This is a genomic window from Microcoleus sp. AS-A8 (genome assembly GCA_039962225.1).
Lineage (GTDB): Bacteria > Cyanobacteriota > Cyanobacteriia > Cyanobacteriales > Coleofasciculaceae > Allocoleopsis.
The window spans coordinates 24,594-47,896 of sequence record JAMPKV010000013.1 but is presented as its reverse complement, the minus strand read 5'-3'; the positions used below and the strand labels follow the sequence as shown (position 1 = coordinate 47,896).

The 23,303-nt window shown below is 43.1% G+C and carries 18 protein-coding genes; 12 read left to right on the top strand and 6 right to left on the bottom strand.

The window, feature by feature from the left end:
- Positions 1–44: 44 nt before the first annotated feature.
- The gene (locus NDI48_20650) at positions 45–1,259 is read right to left on the bottom strand and encodes a DUF790 family protein (GenBank protein ID MEP0833579.1); all 1,215 of its coding nucleotides are present in this window, start codon (positions 1,257–1,259) and stop codon (positions 45–47) included.
- A gap of 233 nt (positions 1,260–1,492) precedes the next feature.
- On the opposite strand from NDI48_20650, the gene NDI48_20645 reads away from it, so the two are divergent.
- Positions 1,493–2,500 carry a tetratricopeptide repeat protein gene (locus NDI48_20645; GenBank protein ID MEP0833578.1) on the top strand — a complete coding sequence of 336 codons (1,008 nt, stop codon included), beginning with the start codon at positions 1,493–1,495 and terminating at the stop codon, positions 2,498–2,500.
- 186 nt (positions 2,501–2,686) lie between these two features.
- Here the strand turns inward: NDI48_20645 and NDI48_20640 are convergent, their stop codons facing one another.
- The 4 genes from NDI48_20640 to NDI48_20625 form a co-directional block, all read right to left on the bottom strand.
- On the bottom strand, positions 2,687–3,235 hold the full coding sequence (locus NDI48_20640; protein MEP0833577.1) for a pentapeptide repeat-containing protein: 549 nt from the start codon (positions 3,233–3,235) through the stop codon (positions 2,687–2,689).
- Positions 3,236–3,727: 492 nt separating this feature from the next.
- The gene (gene rnc, locus NDI48_20635; protein MEP0833576.1) at positions 3,728–4,411 is read right to left on the bottom strand and encodes a ribonuclease III; all 684 of its coding nucleotides are present in this window, start codon (positions 4,409–4,411) and stop codon (positions 3,728–3,730) included.
- A 935-nt stretch (positions 4,412–5,346) separates the two neighbouring features.
- A complete protein-coding gene (gene infC / locus NDI48_20630) occupies positions 5,347–5,883 on the bottom strand; it encodes a translation initiation factor IF-3 (protein MEP0833575.1) in 537 nt (178 codons plus the stop codon).
- A 321-nt stretch (positions 5,884–6,204) separates the two neighbouring features.
- The gene (locus NDI48_20625; protein ID MEP0833574.1) at positions 6,205–6,798 is read right to left on the bottom strand and encodes a protein tyrosine phosphatase family protein; all 594 of its coding nucleotides are present in this window, start codon (positions 6,796–6,798) and stop codon (positions 6,205–6,207) included.
- Between the two features lie 434 nt (positions 6,799–7,232).
- On the opposite strand from NDI48_20625, the gene NDI48_20620 reads away from it, so the two are divergent.
- Positions 7,233–8,138 (top strand): CoB--CoM heterodisulfide reductase iron-sulfur subunit B family protein, encoded by a 906-nt coding sequence (locus NDI48_20620; protein MEP0833573.1) that lies wholly within the window; start codon positions 7,233–7,235, stop codon positions 8,136–8,138.
- Positions 8,139–8,295: 157 nt separating this feature from the next.
- On the opposite strand, the gene NDI48_20615 is transcribed toward NDI48_20620, so the two are convergent.
- Positions 8,296–9,081: an SDR family oxidoreductase gene (locus NDI48_20615; protein ID MEP0833572.1), complete on the bottom strand. Its 786-nt coding sequence runs from the start codon at positions 9,079–9,081 to the stop codon at positions 8,296–8,298.
- Between the two features lie 161 nt (positions 9,082–9,242).
- On the opposite strand from NDI48_20615, the gene hisC reads away from it, so the two are divergent.
- The 10 genes from hisC (at position 9,243) to NDI48_20565 (ending at position 23,227) form a co-directional block, all read left to right on the top strand.
- A complete protein-coding gene (gene hisC / locus NDI48_20610; GenBank protein MEP0833571.1) occupies positions 9,243–10,328 on the top strand; it encodes a histidinol-phosphate transaminase in 1,086 nt (361 codons plus the stop codon).
- Positions 10,329–11,750: 1,422 nt separating this feature from the next.
- Positions 11,751–12,842, top strand: coding sequence for a glycosyltransferase family 4 protein (locus tag NDI48_20605; GenBank protein ID MEP0833570.1), 1,092 nt, complete (start codon positions 11,751–11,753; stop codon positions 12,840–12,842).
- A 122-nt stretch (positions 12,843–12,964) separates the two neighbouring features.
- A complete protein-coding gene (locus NDI48_20600) occupies positions 12,965–15,175 on the top strand; it encodes a polysaccharide biosynthesis tyrosine autokinase (protein ID MEP0833569.1) in 2,211 nt (736 codons plus the stop codon).
- A gap of 74 nt (positions 15,176–15,249) precedes the next feature.
- A complete protein-coding gene (locus tag NDI48_20595; protein ID MEP0833568.1) occupies positions 15,250–16,584 on the top strand; it encodes a flippase in 1,335 nt (444 codons plus the stop codon).
- 135 nt (positions 16,585–16,719) lie between these two features.
- Positions 16,720–17,628, top strand: coding sequence for a glycosyltransferase (locus NDI48_20590; GenBank protein ID MEP0833567.1), 909 nt, complete (start codon positions 16,720–16,722; stop codon positions 17,626–17,628).
- On the top strand, positions 17,625–18,914 hold the full coding sequence (locus tag NDI48_20585) for an O-antigen ligase family protein (GenBank protein ID MEP0833566.1): 1,290 nt from the start codon (positions 17,625–17,627) through the stop codon (positions 18,912–18,914). Before NDI48_20590 ends, NDI48_20585 begins: the two co-directional genes overlap by 4 nt.
- 73 nt (positions 18,915–18,987) lie before the next feature.
- On the top strand, positions 18,988–20,082 hold the full coding sequence (locus NDI48_20580; protein MEP0833565.1) for a glycosyltransferase: 1,095 nt from the start codon (positions 18,988–18,990) through the stop codon (positions 20,080–20,082).
- 63 nt (positions 20,083–20,145) lie between these two features.
- The gene (locus tag NDI48_20575) at positions 20,146–21,315 is read left to right on the top strand and encodes an acyltransferase (protein ID MEP0833564.1); all 1,170 of its coding nucleotides are present in this window, start codon (positions 20,146–20,148) and stop codon (positions 21,313–21,315) included.
- Between the two features lie 79 nt (positions 21,316–21,394).
- Entirely contained in the window at positions 21,395–21,988 is a 594-nt protein-coding gene (locus NDI48_20570; GenBank protein ID MEP0833563.1) for a serine O-acetyltransferase, read from the top strand.
- A gap of 159 nt (positions 21,989–22,147) precedes the next feature.
- Positions 22,148–23,227: a glycosyltransferase gene (locus NDI48_20565; protein ID MEP0833562.1), complete on the top strand. Its 1,080-nt coding sequence runs from the start codon at positions 22,148–22,150 to the stop codon at positions 23,225–23,227.
- Positions 23,228–23,303: the final 76 nt, after the last annotated feature.

Genomic DNA, 23,303 nt, shown 5'->3' with positions numbered 1-23,303 from the left:
CTGGAGCGTTAAAAAATATGATTCCAATGCAAACAGATTCGATATCATTCTAAAACTTCCAGCACTGCTTTAGGCGAAAGCTTATCCTTAAACCAAATCACTTTAGCCGGTACATTCGCCACTTTGACCCCTGCTTTCTCCAAATTCAGCCGCTCAGAAATAGCAATAATTAAGTTATCGCATTCAGCGCGACGCACCTGGGCAAATTTCTTTTGTAAGTATTCTGGACGCCAGAAGCCGATAATTTCTAGTAAGAAGATACGCCCATCGGGATGGACAAGGCGGAAATCAGGAATCATCACACTTCCAGGAATAGGAATTAGATCCACTTCTCGCTCTAGTATCCATTCCGTTTTTAGGGCTTCCCAACGGTTAGCAAAGGCGGCTTCTAACATACTGTCATAGGTCTTACCGGGGGGATAGTGGGTCACTAAACCACAATGATCATTTAGGCTGAAACGCCCGGTTTTCGGAGTGCCGCTATAAGGGTCGCGGCTTTGTAAGGTTGCCGTGAGACTCCATTTGGTAACGTGGAGTAAAGCGGGCAAAAGTTTGGCGATCGCTAAACCATAACGGGTACTGGGTTTAAATAAACTGGTCGGGCCATCAATCGTAATGGTGAAGCCATGATCGGCATCCCCTTCAACGTAAGTCATCAACTGAAATAGCTTCAAATAGCGGAATAACAGCTTGTACTCACCAGGGACATTCCGATGAGCATTGAGCGCCATCTGACTTGCTCGGTAAAAGATTCCCTGCACTTGAGATAAGTTGTAGCGATGTATGAGCGCCTCCGGTGCGGGGTCATCAAACTCGGTCAGAATCCGATTTTCCTGTAAATCTGCATAAAGACCAACACGAATTTGCTGGGGCAAGACTTCGTGGTTTAACTCTTTGCTGAGGGCAATGCTGAGGGTTTCCAGAGTTGCCTCGGACGCCTGATAACTGGGCACAGCTTGGGCGGCAAGGGTGAAGACGCGCTGCCGCAGTTCTTTCGGTTCGAGGGGACTGACGACTTCAAAGGTGCAGAAGCTGCTTTTGAGGATATGAGCAAGACCCCGTTTGATCCGATAATCAGGACTATCGCCTTCAAACTCCAACAACTGTCGATCCAGGTCACCTTGGGTGCTACCTACGGCGTTTTGGAAGCAGGCGATTAACTCTGTGGCGATCGCACAGATTTCGGAGTTGATCGGCAACCGTTTGGGAATAATTGTTTCCCCATTTTGTCGATTAATTAACAACTCAGTTGGTAGCATGAATTACTTTATTCTTTGAGCCAATAATAGTCATAGTAGTAGTGCAAGTCGATGAATATCGTGGCTATTGGAGCAGTTGTAAGCCTGCTACGCGCTTCGCGCATGCTTCGCAAACGAGGTTTAGAAACCTTGAGTTGCTCTATCAACTTTGGGAAATTAGGGCTACTGAAAGCCCTGTCGCTGTAATTTGCGGGGAAGCTTACACAGAGGTCATTGAAGGAGGGTGATGGACGATGAGTAGAGTGATGCATCGGCGACGGGGTTCAACCCATGCTATCTACAGAACCCTGGAGTGCCGACCTGATAGCTTTGAGGATTGGTACCAGCAGGGGAATGCGTTGTTCGACCAGGAGCGCTACGAAGAAGCCCTCGCCAGCTATGAAAGAGCTTTAGAGTACAAGCCAGAAGATTATTGGGCTTGGTACGGACGAGGTGATGTTCTAGATGCTTTGGGATGCTATGAAGACGCGCTGGCTAGCTATGACAAAGCGTTAAAAACTCAACCGAAAGACTACTGGGCGTGGTGCAAGCGGGGTCTAGTGCTACGACAACTGGAGCGTTATGAGGAAGCGATCGCTAGTTATGACAAAGCCTTAGAAGCCCGTCCTTGGGACTACTGGGCTTGGTATAACAAGGGGCGTGTCGCTTTGGAAGATTTGGACTGGTACGAAGAGGCGATCGCCTGTTTCGACAAAGCGCTGGCGGAACGCCCTGATGAGTACTGGAGTTGGTACCGTAAAGGGGATGCTCTGCGTCAGTTGGAAGATTATGAGGCAGCGATCGCCTGCTACGACCAAGCCCTTGACCAACGACCACGGGACTATTGGGCATGGTATCGTCGGGGAGATGCCCTGCGCCACTGGGGAAAACTCGAAGAAGCGCTTACCAGCTATGGCAAAGCGGTGGAGGCTAAGCCAGAAGATTACTGGGGTTGGTATCAGCGAGGGGAAATCCTGCGGCAACTGGGTCAATATCAGGAGGCGATTACCAGCTACGACAGGGCGCTGGACAATGCGCCAGATGATGAATATGCCTGGTACAACCAAGCGTGTTGTTATGCGTTGTTGGGTAATGGGAAACCAGCGATCGCTAGCTTGCGGGAAGCCATTGATCTGAATGCCGAAGAATATCAAGAACTCGCTAAAACTGACTCAGATTTTAATAGCTTGCGGGGAAATGAACAGTTTAATGCCTTGGTTTTTGACCCATTCCTTGGTCAGCGAAATGGACGTGAGTCCTAGAAGACTAATTGAGTGAAACAGAACCGATAAGGGCACGATATGTCGTGCCCTTATCTATGGTTGATGCAACTTGCCTATCCGTTTTTAAGCTGCTGTACATCTAAGTAAGCATAGTCTGGACGGGCAGGATGCCCATCCCACCAGAAAACGCCTACCTATGAAATTGCATGTTCAATGAGCGAAAGCTTAGCAACTACCGTTCCAACTAACCCATTTGTGAGAGATGCCAGTGGGCGTGATTTCTCCGTTAATTTGTTCTTCTTGTAAATCGGTTCCACTTACATCAACACCAATCAAATCAGTACCTACTAGGCAAGCTCCAGCTAGAGTAGCATTCTTCAAGCAAGCCCCACTTAAATCGGCACCACTGAGGTCTGCATCACTTAGATTAGCACCTGTTAGATTGGCTCCATGAAGATTGGCACAGCGCATATCAGCGCTACTAAGGTCTGCACCACTCAGGTTTGCCCCAGTCAAGTCAGTGCCAATAAAATTAACTTGCGTTAAGTTCGCACCTGTTAAGTCCGCTCCGCTCAAGTCAGCATTTGTTAAGTTGGCGCAGTGGAAAGACGTTCCACTCAGTTCAGCCCGACTTAAATCAGCTCTACTTAAATCAGCTTTACTTAAATCAGCCCGGCTTAGATTGACTCCACTCAGAGCAATACTAGCTAGGTTCGCTTCTTGAAAATTCCATTCTCTAGCTGCATATTGATTTAAAAGGTCTTGTGCTTTCATAATTTTGAGTCCCCTGTTTTTTTCTTGTAGGCGGCGTTGATTGGGGAAATTTTTGTTGGTATCAGAATCTAATGGCTTTGTGTCAGATAAATATCCCCTCAGCCGCGTTATTGATTAATGGAAAAGCCTCACCTCACACCGAACACCGAGTCAAACTTCCCGAGCAACTTGCAATGATTGGACGGTCGAGTTCGCTTTGACTAGATAGCTACTGAATTAGGATTAAGAGTATTAATGCATTCATGGAATTGATACTCAGAGCAGAGAGCTTTGAATGCTGTAGAGCTAACCAGTAATAGCGACTCTTGGTTGTATTCAACTTAACCAAAGCTTACAGTAACCCTGAGTTTTTAGTTCTAGGGTTTAACAGAAATTTATGTCAGTAATCACAGGGGAGACTTTTTGTGAAGTTATGTGAGGATGGTCAGGCGATCGCATTTAGGGAAATTGTATTGTTGACCGTTGAGATTCTTTTCACAGAATTGGATTAGTCTAAACTAGTCCAACTTTTTTGAGTGCGACTTCAGCAGCACATTTCTCAGCATCTTGTTTGCGCCGACCTATGCCAACACCATAAACCTTGCCATTAACACGAACTTCCGCCGTAAACTCCTTCGCATGGTCTGGGCCAGACTCATCGATAATGAAATATTCAGGATTTTGGACAAACTTCGCCAGCGCCCATTGCTGAAACTGACCCTTGGAGTCTACAAGGTTTTTAGGGTTAGTGTCGGATTGAGGAAAAACGATGCTGTCAGCAACTTTAGTAAATAGGGGTTGAACAAATTGCTGGACAGCTTCAATCCCCGACTCTATAAAATAGGCGGCAATATAAGCTTCAAAGGTATCACTGAGCAACGATGGATTTTCACGGCCTCCTTCTTTAATTGCACCTTTCCCTAATTGAATCAAATCACCTATACCTAGCTGAGTCGCAAACTTGGCTAATTGCTTCTCATCCACCAAGTTAGAGCGTAGACGTGTCAATTGGGCTTCGCTCATTTCTGGATAGCGTTTGTAGAGAAGTTCGCCAATCAGAAACCCCAGCACGGCATCACCCAAGAATTCTAAACGCTCGTTATGTTCACCTGCGTCAGGGTGTTCGTTTACATAGGAACGGTGGGTGAGGGCTTGCAGCCGAAGTTTTTCATCTTTAATAGTTGGAAGTTTAGGCATTTTTATCTTTTTACTTGTTACGGAAATTAATTGTATTGAAGGAACCCGGTTTATTTAAGCAACCGGGTTCTGACTTGAGATTTTACTTAGAAACAGTTACCCTTTTTCCAACCGGGAGGGTAGAGACTGTTTCCACGAGAATTGTTGCATGGGAAACAAGAGATTCGTAGATTTTCAAAAGAGTTAGTCCCGCGATGACTCCGAGGAAGCAGATGCTCAATGGTTAGTTTTTCTGGTGGTAGACATTGACCACACCACCAACAGTAATGCCCATATAATTCAATGAGTTTCCGTTTCTTACTTTGCTTCTGCCTTGGATTCATGCTGCTTTCGTTCCTTTCTGTTCAGTATTTACAAAAACACGGGAACATCAAGCATCCAGCGCACACGTAATGTCGCTCAAGGGAGTTCCAATAGGTCAAGATTCCCAAACGAAAATGAGTCAGAAGTAGCGATTAATGCTACTCCCAACTCGATCATTAGCTTGAGATAATCTTTTCCCTGGAAGTCCATACAATGAGAACAACTCACACTCTACAAACACTTTTTATGTGTTATTAGGTGTGAGCTGATGTCTCACGTACAGTATGTGTTTGCATACACCTCTCTAGCTATATAGTTAGCTAAACAAATAGTTAGGCTATCGATTAGTTGCCTAACAAAGTATACATACGTGATACCCACCTATAAGTGAATATACATATACTGTACATGAGACAGCAGCCCACGTTTTGCGCTTGATACTGATGCCTCAGCTATACGTAAATAACCTAGCACTAAACTGATTCAGCGTCAAGTAAATTTAACTAGATTGACTGAGAGCAAATCTCTAAATACGAGTAGGGTGCGCTAGCCGTAGCGTAACGCACCCATAAGTTAGGGTAATTTGCCAAAAACACCCGACTCCCTTAAGGGGATTGAGAGCCTGACAAAATCTATCGTTTTTTCTTGGATGTTTTCGGGGAAAGAAGCATCGTCATTCTGTTCCCTTCTCGTTTAGGTTGTTGCTCAAGATCGGCGACTTCCTGCAAATCTACAGACATCTGCTTGAGCCGCGCCTCAGCTAAGTCAATGTGTTGAATTTCTCGTCCTTTAAGTAGAATGGTGGTCTTGACTTTATCTCCGCCTTTGAGAAAACGTTCAGATTGAGCGACACGCACTTGGTAGTCGTGTTCTGCGATGTTATAACTCATCTTCACTTCTTTGAGAACCGTGGGTCGCGCTTTGCCAATTTTTTTGGACTGCTGATACTTCCACTTGTCATAGTCCATCACTCGGCAAACAGGTAACTCATTGTTGTCACCCACCAGCACGAGATCCATTTCTTTATCTTGTGCGATCTGCAAGGCATCCCTAGAGGACATAATCCCCAGTTGAGTCCCGTCAGTATCGATCACTCGAATTTGAGGAAAGCGGATTTGTTCGTTGATCAGGGGTAGGTTGCGATTGGCTGTTTTTTGTTCGACAGGCATGAATGACTGCAAGAACTTAAGTATAGGAACTGAGGAATTGAGCAAGTTCTAAGCGGCTTGGCATTTAACTGGCCTACTTGAGAATCCGAAACGCTTTGCTAGTTGAGCTGTACTGACTTTAAGTAGCCAAATTAAAGGGTTAGCAGCTTATGACTAATTTTATTATATTCTTCCAGTCTCCTGTGTCCACATCATACATTTTTTAAAATTGTGAGGCCGCACCTGACCGGGCAATCCTGGGAACGCCTGAGTCAACGGCTTTTTATACCATCAGAGTCTAAAAGGGCGATCACATAACCAGACAACCGTGCTACCCAACCCTTAATCACCAGAGGTAGGATGGGCAGCGTCCACCTCTTGATGTTGGGAGAGGAGCTGGTAATGCTCGATCACCTGCTGGATAAAAGCCTGCCAGGTATCATTGGGAGTCCAAATTTTCTGTAAATCGCTTTTGGCTTGCTCGTCACTTATGCCTTCGTAAATCAGGCGATAAAGATACATGAACGCCGAGACTCTCATATTAGCCGCACAATGGACGAACACAGGTTGAGTTGCGATAGCGAAGCGCTGCTGCGTTCGCCTTTGGCGTCTCCCCTTGGGAGAAGCGCAGATCGCTTCCATGACGCTAAAAAAACGAGCAACGTCCTCAAGAGTGGGATTTTCCCAATCCACAGGGATAGAAGCGTATCCCATTCCCAGAGATTCGACAAGGGCTTGCTCGTTAGGTATAGCCTTAGGGGAATCTGGACGTGCAAGATTAACAACCACTTGGTAACCAGCTTCTTTAATGAGCGAGAATTGCGCTTCAGTCGGTTGTCCCCCTGTTGCTACAGAGTCTGATAGTTTCAGATAGTTGTAAATCTGTTCAATTTGATTTGTATTCACTTGTATCTTGGGCGAGTTAGCGAGTGGCACGGGCACTTTCGTCAGTGTTGAGAGGCGTCCATGTTTGTAATTCGAGGAAAGCCAACAAAACTCAGATTATCTTACAACTACAATTTTGGGAGAACTCTCATTATCTGCATAGGTTATCTAGGAGTTTAACTGAGCTTTCAGAACAGCATATTGTTCATTAAAAAAAGCAGCGATTTGTTCAATATGCGAGTGCACAGATTAGTTACTCAAACCGGAGATTTATAGAGCTTTGTTATAATAAGACCTGATACAGTAACATGCTCTAAATTGATTTGAGTTATCAGAGATTGAGGTAGACATCCAGGACAATACCTTTTAACGGGTCATGAATGTCCAGAGTTTAAAAAAATAGGAGTTATCGGGCAGTGATCAGCCAATATCCTTGAAGATCGAAGAATTACCTCAGATTAACAGAGCCTAATACATCAATTGCTATGGCATCTAGCACGCTCAAATACGCTTACTTTCCCGGATGTGTGGCTCAAGGAGCCTGTCGGGAGCTTTATCTCTCTACATCCGTACTCACCCAGGCACTTGGCATTGAACTGATTGAACTGAAAAAAGCGTCCTGTTGTGGTTCCGGCACCTTTAAAGAAGATTCGCAGTTACTCGAAGACACTGTTAATGCTCGTAACATTGCCCTAGCCGAGGAACTGAATCTGCCGCTTCTCACCCATTGCAGCACCTGTCAGGGCGTGATTGGTCATGTGGATGAGCGATTAAAGGAATTTCAGCAAAAAGACCCAGGCTATATTGACGAGGTTAATGGATTTCTCAAGAAAGAGGGCTGTTCTCCTTACAAAGGAAGTACCGAAGTCAAGCATTTGCTGTGGGCGTTAGTTGGGGATTACGGACTCGAAGCCCTTCAAGAACGGGTTACCCGTAAACTGAGCGGGCTAAAGTGTGCCGCATTTTATGGCTGTTATTTGTTGAGGGGACAAACGACGATTCCCTTTGACGACCCCTTTAACCCAGAGTCGATGGAGAATTTATTTCGGGCGGTGGGGGCGACACCCGTTTATTATCGAGGTCGGACTCAGTGTTGTGGTTGGCCGATTTCTAGCTATGCCACCAAGCAAGCCTTTAAGATGGCAGGGACGCATATTCAGGAAGCGATGGAGGCGGGTGCCGATTGCATGGTGACCCCCTGTCCCTTGTGTCACCTTAACCTGGATTCCCGTCAACCAGAAGTCGAAAGTGCGATCGGGCAAAAACTGGGTCTGCCAGTGCTGCACTTACCTCAGTTGGTGGCTTTAGCGCTGGGTATTAGTCCAAAACAGTTGGGTTTAAGCAAACATATTGTTTCGACACGACCTCTTTTGGAAAAATTAGGGTTTTAAGTCAATCCACCTAAAGAGTCCTGAGTTGTGAGGAATTCTTTCTTAGCGACTCAGGACTCAAAAATTTGTCATAGCACTGCTGTAATTGCCTGTGGCTGCGTTGGGTTTATGTAGCGTCTTCCCAAGGACTTATCCTAATATTTTTGGGCTGGGCATGTTACCGACTGGGACGAAACTGCTGTTCTACAAGCTTCAAGAGCATATCTCTGGGAAAGAATCGCGGCAGATTAACGATGATTTTCTTTCTTAATCCACCCGTAACGACGTTGGACGTGTCTATTTGCAAAGCTTTGAGCGTTTCTTGCACCACGTCTTCAGCGGAAGCGGAACGTTGATTTTCTGAAGTGCCAGTGGAGAGTTGAGCGAATCCAGCCCGCTCAAAAAAGTCAGTCTTAGTGGGGCCTGGGCAAACAGCGAGAATTTTTACGCCTTTTTCCCGATTCTCAGCCCAGAGGGCTTCGCTGAAACTTAATACAAACGCTTTTGTGGCGGCGTAGACAGACATGTAAGGCAGGGGTTGGAAACCCGCGATCGAAGAGATATTGATGATAGTGCCACGTCGCTGCTGTATCTGCGGTAAAAATTGATAAGTCAGCTCTACTAAAGCTGAGATGTTGACTTGTATCATCTCTAGTTGCGTAGCGAGTGAGCTTTCGCTAAACATGCCATAGTCACCAAAGCCCGCATTGTTGATGAGTAAGTCGATGGCTAAGTTCTTTTGAGTGATGGCTTCAAATACACTCGTGGCAGCCCCCGGTATAGCCAAGTCTTGCACGCAGACTTCTACCTGAATCGGGTACTGCTGCTGCAATTGTTTAGCGAGCGAGTTAAGTTTGTCTTGGGAACGAGCCACTAAAATCAAATTCGTTTGGCTTGCCGCTAGTGCCTTGGCGAAGGCGGCACCAATACCTGAGGAAGCACCAGTAATCAGAGCAGTAGCCATTAATGCAAGTGTTGTTCCTTTGACTTCACTAATCTTAACAAAACGGCGGCAAGGGTGGTGACTTGATCAAAAATAGTCCATTATGGAGTTGACATACATCTAAATAAAAATGTAATATCCGCTACCAATTTGTAACCACCGCTCAGTGAATTTGTCGTTCCATGACTTTCTTTAGACCCAATATCAACGCCATGTCTGGTTATGTGCCTGGTGAGCAGCCGCTACCAGGCACCCAAGTGATTAAGTTAAACACGAATGAAAATCCCTATCCCCCATCACCTGCGGCGTTGAAGGTGCTACAGGAACTTGATGGAGAACTGTTGCGCCGCTATCCCGATCCGATGGCGGGTGCTTTCCGTGCAGCGGCGAGTCAGGTGTTGGGAGTACCTGCTGACTGGATTTTGGTGGGCAATGGTAGCGATGATCTCTTAACCATGATTATCCGTGCCTGTTCGGAGCCAGGGCAACGCGTTGTCTATCCCATGCCGACTTATGTCCTATACCGCACTCTGACGCAGATCCAGGGAGCCGAATTTGTGGAAGTTCCCTATCAGGAGAACTACACTCTACCCGTTGAACCGTTAATTGAAACTCAAGGTGCCGTAACCTTTGTTGCCTCTCCCAATAGCCCATCGGGTACGGTGGCATCCGTGGAGGAGTTGGAGAAACTGGCGACACATTTATCGGGTGTGCTGGTGATTGATGAGGCGTATGTAGATTTTGCGGAAACAGACGCCCTAGAAGTCGTGAAGAAGTACGACAACGTGATTATCTTGAGAACACTCTCGAAGGGGTATTCATTAGCTGGATTGAGATTGGGATTTGGTGTGGCTAACCCGGCACTGCTGGAGGGATTGATTAAAGTCAAAGATAGTTATAACGTGGATGCGGTGGCTGGTGCAGTGGGTGCAGCGGCGATCGCAGATCAAGACCACAAAAATACCAATGCAAATATGATTAAGGTTTCGCGTGCCCAGATGGCAGATGAACTCCAGAAATTGGGGTTTCATGTCTTGCCATCACAAGCGAATTTTCTGCTAGCGCAGTCCCCTGGGGGTAATGCAGAGTGCCTTTACAAAAGTCTTAAGGAACAGGGGATATTAGTTCGATACTTCAATCAGCCCCAGCTAACGGATAAGTTACGGATTACGGTTGGGACACCCCAGCAGAATGAAGCTCTTATCAAGGTGCTGGGTGAAGTGCTGACATCGGAGATGTCCAAACCAGTCAGTCCTAGCCTGTCCTGACTTTCGGGCCTTTACCACTCAGAGAACAAACTCAGCAATGGGAGTTGTATAAAGATGCGAGAGCCTAAGCTTAAGTTGATAAACTTTCAACTTAAGCAAAAACTGTCAAGTTAAGTTGAAAGAGTCAGGTTATTAGACAGCTATATAGGTAGCTCTTGAAAGAAAAGCGAATACATTAGCCTGCGTTGCGTACTCAATTAGGGTATTCTCTGTGCATAACATTACTGAGGAGTGATTAAGTTAAATTTTGCACTGGTAGAATTGTTTTAATGGCTATTGATAAAGCTTTTTAAGGATAGCTTATAAGAAGTCTCTAAAATAACTCAAAATCTTCATGTAAACTTTATTGCAATCTCCTACCTACGTAAGATATTTTTTATGGTGGGATGTGCAAATCTACTAAAGACAAAGATAAAACACTAGCCCAAATTAACTGTTATCTCATTCAAATCGTCAAACCCACTCAGAGTTGCTCTAGAATAGATAGCAGTATTTTTTTACCTCCACAGGTTACTCAAGGGTGTATCGAGTCCTGTGTGATTTCCAGCATTGAGTACGCTTATACTCAAGAGACAAGCCAAAACCTAAAAAAAGATACTAGAATGTATTCCCTTTGGCCTGTCCTCTTAGAATTTCAGGAAAGTGCAGTACCAGGGATTTGCGATCTACTAACTGAAGACTTCGGTTCTGCTAGCGAGTACTCCAAACTTTTCATCTGGGGCTAAAAAATCTACTGACGGCTGAATGTCTTAGAGATTATTTTTCAAGGTGAAGCATTCGTAGCCAAAAACCTGGAAAAGGTTGAGAAAGTAAGCTGTGCAAAGGCTGTGCTTCATCGAAGCTCTTTCCGAAATGCTCTGTTGAGCTGGCTAGAGTAACAAAAGAGATCGGTGCATTTCAAAGTTCCAAGGATACAGTTAAGCAAACCTATAAACTTCATTCCGCGCTTACCTCAGAGGATATATTTACAAAATTGGGATATCCCAGAAGAGATAAGACTCTAGTTCCCCCTACTCATCAAGTTTGCAAGTGGCAGTTTAAGCAGGCTCCTGTAATCTACTGTTCGTCTAATTTTGCTTGGCACGATGATGGAACAAGTCAGAACTGACCAGCAAGTCTTCCTACAGCCACTAACTCTTAAAGACCTAAAAATTTCGTAAAACTATTGTCTAGAGAGCCTTCTAAGATTATGTCGATTTTGCTGCTGAAATTGTTCCTCCGGCAGGAGTGCTAAAAATTTAATCACTGTCGCTTCTCAAAGTTGTCGGTCAAGCAAGGTTCTGGAGACTATAAACACCTTCAATGTTGCCCTTGCTGTCCTTTTCGCTGCATTGGCCATCTATTTCATTGCACTAGCCATTATTGACCATGAAAAAACTAAACGTTCTGATGCTCGGTCCTAGCTTAGAAGAGAAGGGTGGAATGGGATCAGTAGAAAGCCTTATTCTCGATAGTTCTCCAGCTGAGCTTCAGATTCAACACCTTACTACTTGGGATGGGGAACCAAGCAGACAATCAAGTAAACATCGGTTAAAAGTGTTTACATGGGCGCTGATAATCTTTTTGGGAAAATTGTTAAAAGGCCAAGTTGATATCCTTCATATCCATTTCTCTGAACGGGGGAGCACGTTGCGATTGTCTATCTTAACCCTCATAGGTATGGCATTTCGTAAGCCAGTCATTATGCACGCTCATGGCTGTGAGTTTCATACATTTCACGCCAGCCAACCTCAAGCTATTAAGCAAATCCTGAATTGGATGTTGCAAAAATGTACTTATCTGATCGCTTTGTCAGAGAGTTGGAAAGAGTTCTACATAAATAATTGTGATTTGACAGAAGAACAGGTCGTGGTGCTTCCTAATCCCGTGGAAATTCCTGAAAATGTTCCTGATCGTACTAACTCTCAGCAGAAGATTAATATTGTCTTTCTTGGACGGATTGGCAAACGGAAGGGAGTCTTTGATTTACTTGAAGCTTTTGCCAAGATTACACCCGAACAGAGAGAACAATCAGAATTAATTCTGGCAGGAATTGGGCAAGTGGAGCAAGCCAATCACTTAGCTGAAAAGCTATCTTTAAAGGAGCATGTTACTTTTGCTGGTTGGGTAGAGCCGGCCAAGCGTAGTGAGCTGTTAGCCAAAGCTGATGTATTCCTGCTGCCTTCCTATAATGAAGGTCTACCCATGGCCTTACTTGAGGCAATGAGTTGGGGATTACCCGTGATTACTACGCCAGTGGGAGGGATTCCTGAGGTAATTACTCACAATGAAACGGGCTTGTTAGTAAACCCAGGAGATGTGCAGCAGTTAGCAAAAGCGTTGCAATCTTTGATTGAAAATAAATCTTTAAGATTAGAGCTAGGAAGTGCTGCTAAGCAGCGAGTAGCTCCCCTTGATATAAGAATCTACAGTCGCTCTCTGTCTGAGCTATATTGCTCATCATTAAGAACTAATCAAAATAGGAATTTTGAACCGACGTTGACGGGTGTAGTTACAAACAGTCGGTGCCAATAGGATAGAGGCATAAAGGCGCGGGGGTTCTGGAGAAGTCGTCTCCGCGTCTACCTAAACCAACTACTGATGACCGAACTTTTGGCTGACTTACAGTACTAAACCGCTACTCCTTTTGAGGTTTCATGGAATACAAAGAGTATCCAGAAGACATTGACTTACAAAAATACTGGCTGATTCTTAAACGGCATTGGCTACAAGGTGCGGTTGTATGGGGCACGATTGTCGCGGTAGCTACCTCTATAGCCTTGTCACAAAAACCTACTTATGAAGCAGCGGGCAAGCTTCGGTTTAAAAAACAAAATACCACTTCTGCTTTAGTCACACAAACCGGAGAAAAAATTGGCCAGCTCGATGCTTTAAATAGCAAAGATACTCCTCTCGACACGGAGGCTGAGGTACTTAAATCTTCACCAATTGTAAATCAAACTATCGCAGATTTGAAGCTAAAAAATGCCAAAGGAGAACCACTAACTTATGACAGTTTTCTCAAAAAGCTTAAGGTAGGAACGGTGCGAGGCACAGATGTATTGGGCATTACCTACGAAAGCACTGATCGCGAAGAGGCGGTCAATGTCGTGAATAAGCTCATAGAGATCTACATAAAAACCAACATTCTGTCTAACCGATCTGAGGCTGCTGCTGCTGGCAGATTTATCAATGACCAGTTACCAAAAGTTGAAGCAACTGTTCATCAAGCTGACGCAGAATTACGTATCTTTAAGCAACGAAATAATATCGCCAACCTTGAGGAGGAAACTAAAGCGGCTGTAGCAGCTATTGATACTTTAGATAAGCAAATTGCAACCAATCAAGCTGAGATTGAAAAATTCACAGGGCGAGCTACAGAGCTACAGAAAAAAATGGGAATGACTTCTGAGGAAGCCTTAGCCAGGAATTCCCTAAATCAATCTGTTGCAGTCCAACAGGTATTTGAGAAGCTAAAACAGGTAGAAGATCAGTTAGCTATTGAGCGCACCCGCTTTTGGGAAGAACATCCTACTATTATTAGCTTGAAAAGTAAGCAAGCGGCTCTTAAGAGTATTTTAGAAGAACGGACAAAGCAAGTTATTGGTGACCAGACACAAATTTCATATCAGAGTCTTCAGAAAGGCGATAAGCAGCAAGGAGGAAAGCTTCAGGAAACATTAACTGAATCCTTAGTCAGTTCGGAAGCAGAACGCAAAGCTTTAATCAATCAGTTATCCTCTCTCATTCGTAGCAGATACGCTTACAAAGAACGCCTAAATTTATTGCCTCAACTTGAACAAACTCAGCGGGAGCTGCAACGAAAATTAGATATTGCTCAATCGAACTACGAGCTTCTTCTGAAAAATCGCGGACAAGTACAACTGGCTGAAAATCAAAATGTGGGTAATGCTCAAATCGTTAGCCCTGCTGTAGCTCCAAAATCTGCGGCTTCTAGCAGTAAAAAGGTAATTTTAATAGCAGGTATTGTAGTGGGTAGCCTACTTTATGTAGTTACTACATTTATTGTGGAACTGACTGACCCATCTATCAAAACGACTAAAGAGTTGCGAAATATATTTAGGTATACATTACTAGGTATGATTCCTGCTTCCAAGAAAAAAGTTAAGCTTGGTGGGCAAAAAACCGTACAGGCTGTACCGGAACGCCAGGTTAGAAATCTACCTACTTCAATCATTAGTGAAGCTTACAGAATGCTTCAGGCAAATCTAAAATTTTTGAGCCCAGACCGACAATTGAAAGTTATTGTCGTAACAAGTTCTGTTCCGAAAGAAGGTAAGTCTACAGTCTCGACCAATGTGGCTGTTGCACTCGCTCAACTGGGAAGTCGAGTTTTATTAATTGATGCTGATTTACATCATCCACAACAACATCATATTTGGGAGCTGACTAATGAAGTAGGACTGAGTGAAGTCATTGTTGGTCAGGCTGACTTAAAGAAAGCAGTGAAAGAAGTAATTCCTAACCTGGATGTCCTTCCTTCTGGAGTCATTCCACCTAACTCTTTGGCTCTGCTTGGATCTAAGCGAATGAACTCATTAATTGAGGATTTTTCCAAGACTTATGATTTGGTGATTGTCGATACGTCTCCTCTGTTGCTTGTAGCCGATGCTCTAACTTTATCCAAAATGAGTGATGGGATTTTGTTAGTGGCTCGACCAGGAGTTACTGACAGTGCCAGTGCCAAAGCGGCTAAAGAAGCCTTGGATCAATCTAGTCAAAATGTTCTAGGTTTAGTGATTAACGGTGTCATCGTTGAGAATGAACCTGATAGTTATTTCCATCATGCAAAGGCATATTCTGATGGAGATACTAAGCAGCAGTTAAGCTCTCTATTTAAATCTTAATTCTTTAGAAAAAAAATGATGGCTGGATTTTAGAAAAAAAATGGCAATTGAGCAAGAGATTTAAATTTAATTGTATGCAAAAAAAAATCAGTCTAACCATTCAAAATTTCAGCCCTAATTTACGTAAAATTCTCAGCAACGCTAGTTGGTTAATCGCTGAGCGAGTCTTACGTATGGCTGTAGGTTTTTTTATCCTTGCCTGGATGGCTCGTTATTTGGGAGTGGATGAGTTTGGGCTTTTAAACTACGCGATTTCTTTTGTCATAATTTTTGCCACTATTGCTCATTTGGGTTTAAACCATTTTGTGGTGCGTGACTCTGTGAGTGAACCCTCTAGGAAGGATGAAATCCTAGGGACTGCTTTTTTATTGCGGTTGATGAGTGGAATAGCAGCTTTCTTATTAGTAACTGGAATCATTTTTTTCCTACGCCCTGATGATCAATTGAGTCGCATTGTAGTAGTCATTGTTGCAGCAACTCTACTGTTTCAAGAATTTAACGTTATAGATGATTGGTTTCAATCCCAGGTTCAATCAAAATATGCAGTTTCAGCAAGGAACACTGCTTTCATCATCATGACGCTGGTTAGGGTTATCTTGATCCAAAGCAAAGCTCCCTTGATAGGCTTTGCTTTGGCATATTCGATAGAAAGTGCTTTAACTGTTATTGGTTTAGTGATTGCTTATCAAGTGAGTGGACAAAAAATTCAGGCTTGGCGTGGCAAGTGGTTGCGTGCCAAAAACCTGATGAAGGTAAGCTGGCCGCTAATATTTTCTAACTTAGCCATCATGGTTTATTTATACATTGACCAAATCATGTTAGGGCAATTAGCAGATAATAAGGCTGTTGGTGTGTATGCAGCAGCGGTGCGGTTATCCGAAACTTGGCCTTTTATGGCAACGGCAATTGTATCCTCAGCAGCTCCTTCTATCATTGCCGCAAAGCAGGTTAGCGAAACACTTTACTACGAAAAAATTCAAAAAGTTTGTAATTTTCTAGAATTGCTAGTCTATTCAATAGCTATCCCTATGACTTTTTTTTCAACCCCTCTAGTAGTCTTAATTTTTGGTCAAGAGTATGCTCCTGCCGGAGGAATATTGTCAATCCATATATGGTCATCACTATTTGTTTTTTTGGGTTATGTCAAAAACATTTGGATAGCGACAGAGGAGTTAACTGGATTTGCTGTAGCTGCTAGTACTCTTGGTGCTGCAATGAATATTGTACTTAATATATTGCTAATACCTAGATATCAGGGAATAGGTGCTGCGATCGCAACAGTTATTTCCTATGGATGTGCGGATTACGTGATGTGTTTTCTCTATCCACCAGCGCGTAAGTTTGCTTGGGTAATGACTAAAGCTATAGGATTAAATGGAATTACTATGATGATGAAAGGTAAAGCTTAAGGTAATTCAGTAAAGTTTACCAATTCATCAATTTTCAAGCAACTCTAAAGTTTATACCTGAGAAAATACAGTAAAACAGAGTAGCCATCTACCAAGAAGTTAACTGACAAACTCAAAAAGTTGAGGTAGCGAATTTTGCCTAATAACCCTTTAGTTAGCATTCTGATAAACAATTACAACTACGGTCGTTTTCTTCCTGAAGCCATTGATAGTGCTTTGAACCAGACTTACTCTAATGTTGAGGTTATTGTAGTTGATGACGGCTCCACTGATAATTCCCAAGAAATTATCAAAAGTTACGGAGAGCGAGTTATACCAATCCTAAAGCAAAACGGTGGTCAGGCTTCGGCTTTCAATGCAGGATTTGCAGCTAGTCGGGGAGAAATTATCTGTTTTTTAGACTCCGATGATATTTGGAAACCTGAAAAAGTGGCAGAAGTTGTTAAAGCTTTTGCCGAGCATTCAGACATTGGATGGTGTTTTCATTCTATAGAATTTATTAATTCAAGCCCTCAAAAAATATCTCAAATCCCCTATAAAGGAACATCTGGAAAATACGATTTAAGTACTTATATGAAGCGAGGAAAATTAAAAAATAAAATTCCTCAATTCAATTTTGCAACTTCGGGCATGTGCTTTAATCGTTCGCTATTAAATCAAATTCTTCCCATGCCAGAAGTTATTAGAATCACTAGCGATGATTACATTAAATACATTGCTTTCGGGGTGAGTCCAGGTTTTATAGCATTGAAAGACTTAGCTTTCCAGAGAATACATGATAACAATGCCTATACCTTCAGAAGTGATAAGCAAAAACTCAGAGCTAAAATACACGTCCTTACAGCGTACTGGATGAAGGTTAATTTTCCAATATTATCTAAATTTACAAATAATCTCTTTGCAACAGGAATTAACCTTTATTGGTGCAGTGGAGGTATTGACGCCGAAGACCAGAAGCTTGTCAAAAGCTATCTATCATCAGCAACCCCATTAGAAATCTTTGAGATTTATGGGAGGGCTTCCTACTACCGCCTAAAGCCATGAACCCACTGTTAAATTTTCTGGAAAAGAGATTTACAATTTTTGCCCTGCTCTTTTTATCAGGAGTTTTGCGCTGCCAAAGCTTATTCAGTGACCCAGATCCCAAAGCTGATGCTACTGGCGCATCTAATCCTTTAGATCCTGTGATGTCACTGTTCCAGCATGGAATTTATGTAGTTACATTACTCCTACTTCTTGCTCGATGGCAGGGTTCCATTCGTACGGCTTTAAGAGACCCACTCGTTTGGCTCTTAACGGGAACTGCCATGCTGTCATTCCTCTGGTCTGATTTCTCCTCTTGGTCACTAGCCAAGGGCATCACTACATTGCAAACAGTCTACTTTGGGCTGTACATGGCGTCACGTTTCACCTTGAAGCAGCAGCTACAGATGTTGGGATGGGCTTTGGGCATTATCGCTGTATTTTCTCTACTGTTTACCTTCGCGTTTCACGGTGCTGCTGTAGAAGCTGGGGCGAATGCAGGAGCTTGGCGGGGACCATTTGTGCAGAAAAATGTCCTAGCCCGCATTGTGGTGCTTGGAGCAATCGTTTTCTTACTGCTTGCTTTAGACAGTCGCAGACATCGTTACTGGTTATTGGGTGGCTTCGGTCTTTGTGTTCTTCTTATTCTCTTGACAGGCTCCAAAACGGCTTTACTGCTCTTTTTATTGATAGTACTTCTTCTGCCCCTCTACAAGGCTTTGCGGTGGAGAGACACAAAAGTAATTCCTCTAATCATTACCCTGATTTTGGTAGCAGGAAGTCTTGCGGTCTTGGTTACAGGTAACTGGGAAAACATACTGCTCGGTATGGGACGAGATCCAACCCTTAGCGGTCGTACCGATCTTTGGGAATTGGCAATTGAATTGATTTCAGAACGCCCTGCGCTAGGTTATGGATATCAGGGCTTCTGGCAAACAGGAGGAGGGGCTGAGATTATTTGGAAAGCAGAAGGGTATAAGCCACCTCATGCTCATAACGGTTTTGTCAATATAACGCTTGATTTAGGTCTGATAGGGCTGTTCCTTTTTCTCTTGACTATTGCTGTAACCTATTTTCGAGCAATCGCTTGGTTAAGAACTGGTAAAACGACTGTAGAACTATGGCCAATCTTTTACGTCACCTTCTTTTTTATGTACAACCACAGTGAGAACACAATAGTTGAGCATAACTCCCTCTTTTGGGCTTTATTGGTCGCGGTGGCTCTGTCTATGAAGCGTGTAAGGCGGATTCACCCCGAAGAAAGTGCCACCTATCCCGAATATAAAAGACTCGTTGAACCTATTTAAAAAGTTACATTATTAGCCCATGAATTTAACCTTAAGATCAATACCAAATCCCCCATCGATAATCTCAAGTCGAATGACTGATGTAGCAATTTTCTTGATGGATCTTGACGGCGGTGGAGCTGAGAGAGTTATGATTAATTTAGCTCGTGGTTTTAGCGGACAGGGGCTAAAAGTAGACCTAGTTTTAGTTAAGGTAGAAGGTCCCTATCTGTCCCAGCTTCCCCCAAACGTGCGAGTTGTAAAGTTGGACAGTTCCCGACTGATTTTCAGCCTTCCTGCTCTAGCACGCTATCTCAAACAAGAGCAACCTCCAGTCCTAATTTCTGCTCTAGAAGACACAAATATGGTGGCTCTTTGGGCAAAGAAATTGGCAGGTATCTCTACTCAAGTGGTTGTGACTGTACACAATCATCTTTCCCGTGAAGCCAAAAATGCTACTACGCTCAAGCGGCGATTCACACCCCAATTTGTTAAGTGGTTTTACCCTTGGGCCGATACGATTGTGGCTGTGTCGCAGGGTGTAGCTGAGAACCTGGTAGATATGGGTTTGCCCTCAGTAAAGATCAAAGCCATCTACAATCCCATCGTCACCCCAGAGTTAAGTGAAAAACTTCAGGAATCTATTGCTCACCCGTGGTTTTCACCGAGTCAACCTCCCGTGATTTTAGGAGTGGGACGCCTGGAAAAACAAAAGGATTTTCCGACTCTAATCCATGCCTTTGCCAGAGTAAGGCAACAGCACCAAGCCCGATTGATGATTTTGGGTGAAGGAGGTGAACGTTCTCATCTGGAATCTCTGGTGCAGGAACTGGGTTTGACGGAGGATGTGGTTTTCGGCGGCTTTGTTGCTAACCCCTATGCCTACATGGCGCGAGCTACTGTACTTGTTCTCTCCTCGGCTTGGGAGGGTTTTGGCAATGTCCTGGTGGAAGCTATGGCGGCAGGAACTCCAGTTGTTTCTACTGATTGTGAAAGTGGACCGGCTGAAATTTTGGCAAACGGGCAGTACGGGAAATTAGTCGCTGTGGGAGATAGCGAGGGGATGGCAAAAGCGATCGCCCAAACCTTAGAGGAAGCTCCAGACTCCAAGTTGCTACAAGAAAGAGCAGATGAATTTTCATTAGACAAAGCTCTTACACAATATCAGCAGTTATTGCCTATTAAGTAATACAGGCTATTAGAGTAATTCTGACTTCAACTTGGCTGAATTCAGAATTTAAACCAATTAAAGATGGGATTAGAGAAGATGCATAAAGCCTCAAATAGATTTTTTGAACTTGATGTTTTTCGAGGAATTGCTGCTTTTGCGGTTGTTCTCTATCACTACACAACTTGGTATGACGTTAACTATAAACACTCGTCGGAACTTCATTTTTATTTTCCATTAGGACACCAGGGAGTCGAACTCTTTTTTCTGATCAGCGGTTTTGTTATGTTATTAACGCTGGAAAGAACAAAAACAAGCCTTGATTTTATGGTTGGCCGCTTTTCTCGACTTTATCCACCTTATTGGGCGGCTATAATTTTAACATTTACAGTTGTTAAAATTACTCAATTACCTATCAAGCCATCTGTTAGTTTTGGAGAAGCATTATTTAACTTAACAATGCTTCAGGGATTCTTTAAAATCCCCCATGTAGATGGAGTTTACTGGACACTTACAGTTGAACTTTGTTTTTATATTACTATGTTTGTTGTCTATAGGGCTAAGCTTCTTAAATATATTGAGGTGATTGCAACCGGTTGGTTTGTCATTGCTCTGTGCTATTCTCTGACAAGCTATGCGTTTCACTGGGGATGGTTTTCAGGAATGAATCCCGAAGTTCATTATGCAAGCATCTCGCAGGTATCGGTTGATTATCCATTAATGACAACAGGGTTTGGAAACCATTATTCAGGCTTGATTAAAATATTTGGGAATTTATTGGTAACTATTTTGGTTCTTAAATTCGCCCATCTTTTTATAGCTGGCATGATGTTATATAGAGAAAAGCAGCAAGGTTTTTCCGCATATAGATGGCTTCTTATTGGGGCTTGTGTTTTAAAACAGAGAGTTGCTTATTCCTGGGAAAATTCATGGCAGACAACCCTGATTGTAGCTGGCTGTATTTTACTCTTTTATTTAGCTTTACAAGGTTATCTCCGCTTTATTAATCTCAAACCTCTGATTTTTATGGGAACAATTTCTTATAGTCTTTATCTTACTCATCAGAATATTGGCTACGCGCTTATTAGAATGCTATACCAGTACAACTTTAATCCCTATATTAGTATTTTTCTTGCTATTTGTATATCAATCCTTTTGGCTACTACAATGACGTTTTTTGTTGAGCAACCAGCCATGAACTTTATCAGAGGGCAGTATAAGAAAAGGGCATTAGTTGAAAAATCAACTTCATAAAATGTCCCTACTCAAAAATCATCTTTTATTCATTTAATTTGACAGAAAGACAACTAAGTTATACACGAGGTTATACAAGATGTTAGAAGAATTGAGGGCTGACATAAAGCGATATGTATTTTCAGGTACAAATCTCTGGTTCATTACCTTCCTAACGAAGCAAGGATTATGGATTATGACTCAATACAGATTTAGCCGCTGGGTTCACTATCAGGTTCATTTTCCTGTGATTAGACAGATTTTAAAAATATTTTGTGCTATCTGGCAAAAACTAATTGAAATTCTCACGGGTTGTGAATTTCCCAATAGAGCTGAAATTGGAAAAGGACTTTTCATGCCTCATGCTGTTGGAATTACTATTCATATTGATGCAAAGCTCGGTGAAAACTGTAACTTAAGCCAACATGTTACTATCGGGGTGGGCGGACGAGGAGAAAACAGAGGAACTCCTCAGCTTGGAAATCGAGTTTATGTAGGTCCAGGAGCTTGCATATTTGGAGCTATTACCATCGGTAATAATGTGGCTATTGGTGCAAATGCTGTTGTTACGAAAGATTTACCAGATAATGCCGTAGCAGTAGGTGTTCCAGCTAAGATCATTAGCTATAAAGGCTCTCAAGATTTTATTGATGATCCGGGGAAAATTCCTTCACATGAAGCTCTTATTAGCTAAGGTAACTATTGTATTTACAAGAGAATTTTTTGGAAAACTTCTGATTGAATATTTGAGGGATTTAAAAGATGGAGCTTCAATGCAATAATTTACATGCATTTTTCTATCTTCAGGTTAGCCACCAGCACCTACCTAATATTTCTTGTAACGAGAGAAAAAATGAAGCTCAGCCTTGGCATCGTTGCCTACAATGAATCAGCCTTAATTAGCAAAATGCTACATTCTCTATTCCAGCAGAGTCTATTCCACGAACCTGACTCTAACACCGTGATTGAGATTGTGGTGGTACCCAATGGCTGCACCGATGACACGGCACTTGTTGCTGAAAACACACTAAAGGAATTGGTCAAACCTTCTCTTCATAGCAATGTCCAATGGCGGGTGTGTGAGATTGAACAACAAGGAAAGTCTAATGCTTGGAACGTATATGTCCATCAGTTATCCAACCCCATAGCTGACTACCTTTTTCTGATGGACTCTGACATTCAACTGCTTGATACCCAAACTCTTCGCTCCATGCTTCATATATTGGAAACTATGCCTGAAGCTAGGGTCGCTGTGGATAAACCCATCAAAGACGTGACCATTAAAGAAAATAAGAACCTTATGGAACGGCTTTCTGCTTCTGTGTCCGGATTGTCGGGGGGTAAGGCAGTTGAGGGGGGTGCAGGTTGGATTTGTGGTCAGCTTTACTGTGCTAAAGCCGAAGTGTTACGCAGAATCTGGTTACCCACTAAGTTACCCACTCAAGACGCTTTTCTGTACACCATGATTGTTACAGATGGATTAAAGTCACCCAAAGAGCCTAATCGAGTAATTCTTGCCAAATCGGCATCACACGTTTTTGAAGCTTACACCAGCATCAGTCGCCTACTGCGTCACGAGAAGTGGCTGATCCGTGGCAGCACGCTCAACGAGTTGATCTATAGCGACCTTCTAGCCAACGCTAATCAACAGCAAGATGCTGGTTTATTGATTAAGCAAAGAAATGAACAAGACCCCTTATGGCTGAATAAACTCATCCAAGCGGCAGTCAAGGAAAAGGGCTGGTGGTTAATTCCCCACTTTGTATTAATTCGCCGTTTCCAAAGTCTTCTGCATAAAGCTCCACAGCAGGCAATTGCACTACTTCCACTAGCCACAATTTCATTTATAGCAGACCTTGTACTATCCTTCCAGGCTAATCTTGAATTACACCAGGGAGCAGGAATTGGTTATTGGGGTAAACAAGCTAAGTAGGTTAATGTCATTTTCATAAGAGTGATAGCACAACCGAAAAAGATGAATTTCAACAAATTGGTGCATCTCATTCTTG

Coding starts and splice junctions, on each gene's coding strand:
- NDI48_20650 (MEP0833579.1), bottom strand. CDS start 1,259: ATGCTACCAACTGAGTTGTTAATTAATCGACAAAATGGGGAAACAATT.
- NDI48_20645 (MEP0833578.1), top strand. CDS start 1,493: ATGAGTAGAGTGATGCATCGGCGACGGGGTTCAACCCATGCTATCTAC.
- NDI48_20640 (MEP0833577.1), bottom strand. CDS start 3,235: ATGAAAGCACAAGACCTTTTAAATCAATATGCAGCTAGAGAATGGAAT.
- rnc (MEP0833576.1), bottom strand. CDS start 4,411: ATGCCTAAACTTCCAACTATTAAAGATGAAAAACTTCGGCTGCAAGCC.
- infC (MEP0833575.1), bottom strand. CDS start 5,883: ATGCCTGTCGAACAAAAAACAGCCAATCGCAACCTACCCCTGATCAAC.
- NDI48_20620 (MEP0833573.1), top strand. CDS start 7,233: ATGGCATCTAGCACGCTCAAATACGCTTACTTTCCCGGATGTGTGGCT.
- NDI48_20615 (MEP0833572.1), bottom strand. CDS start 9,081: ATGGCTACTGCTCTGATTACTGGTGCTTCCTCAGGTATTGGTGCCGCC.
- hisC (MEP0833571.1), top strand. CDS start 9,243: ATGACTTTCTTTAGACCCAATATCAACGCCATGTCTGGTTATGTGCCT.
- NDI48_20605 (MEP0833570.1), top strand. CDS start 11,751: ATGGGATCAGTAGAAAGCCTTATTCTCGATAGTTCTCCAGCTGAGCTT.
- NDI48_20600 (MEP0833569.1), top strand. CDS start 12,965: ATGGAATACAAAGAGTATCCAGAAGACATTGACTTACAAAAATACTGG.
- NDI48_20595 (MEP0833568.1), top strand. CDS start 15,250: ATGCAAAAAAAAATCAGTCTAACCATTCAAAATTTCAGCCCTAATTTA.
- NDI48_20585 (MEP0833566.1), top strand. CDS start 17,625: ATGAACCCACTGTTAAATTTTCTGGAAAAGAGATTTACAATTTTTGCC.
- NDI48_20580 (MEP0833565.1), top strand. CDS start 18,988: ATGACTGATGTAGCAATTTTCTTGATGGATCTTGACGGCGGTGGAGCT.
- NDI48_20575 (MEP0833564.1), top strand. CDS start 20,146: ATGGGATTAGAGAAGATGCATAAAGCCTCAAATAGATTTTTTGAACTT.
- NDI48_20570 (MEP0833563.1), top strand. CDS start 21,395: ATGTTAGAAGAATTGAGGGCTGACATAAAGCGATATGTATTTTCAGGT.
- NDI48_20565 (MEP0833562.1), top strand. CDS start 22,148: ATGAAGCTCAGCCTTGGCATCGTTGCCTACAATGAATCAGCCTTAATT.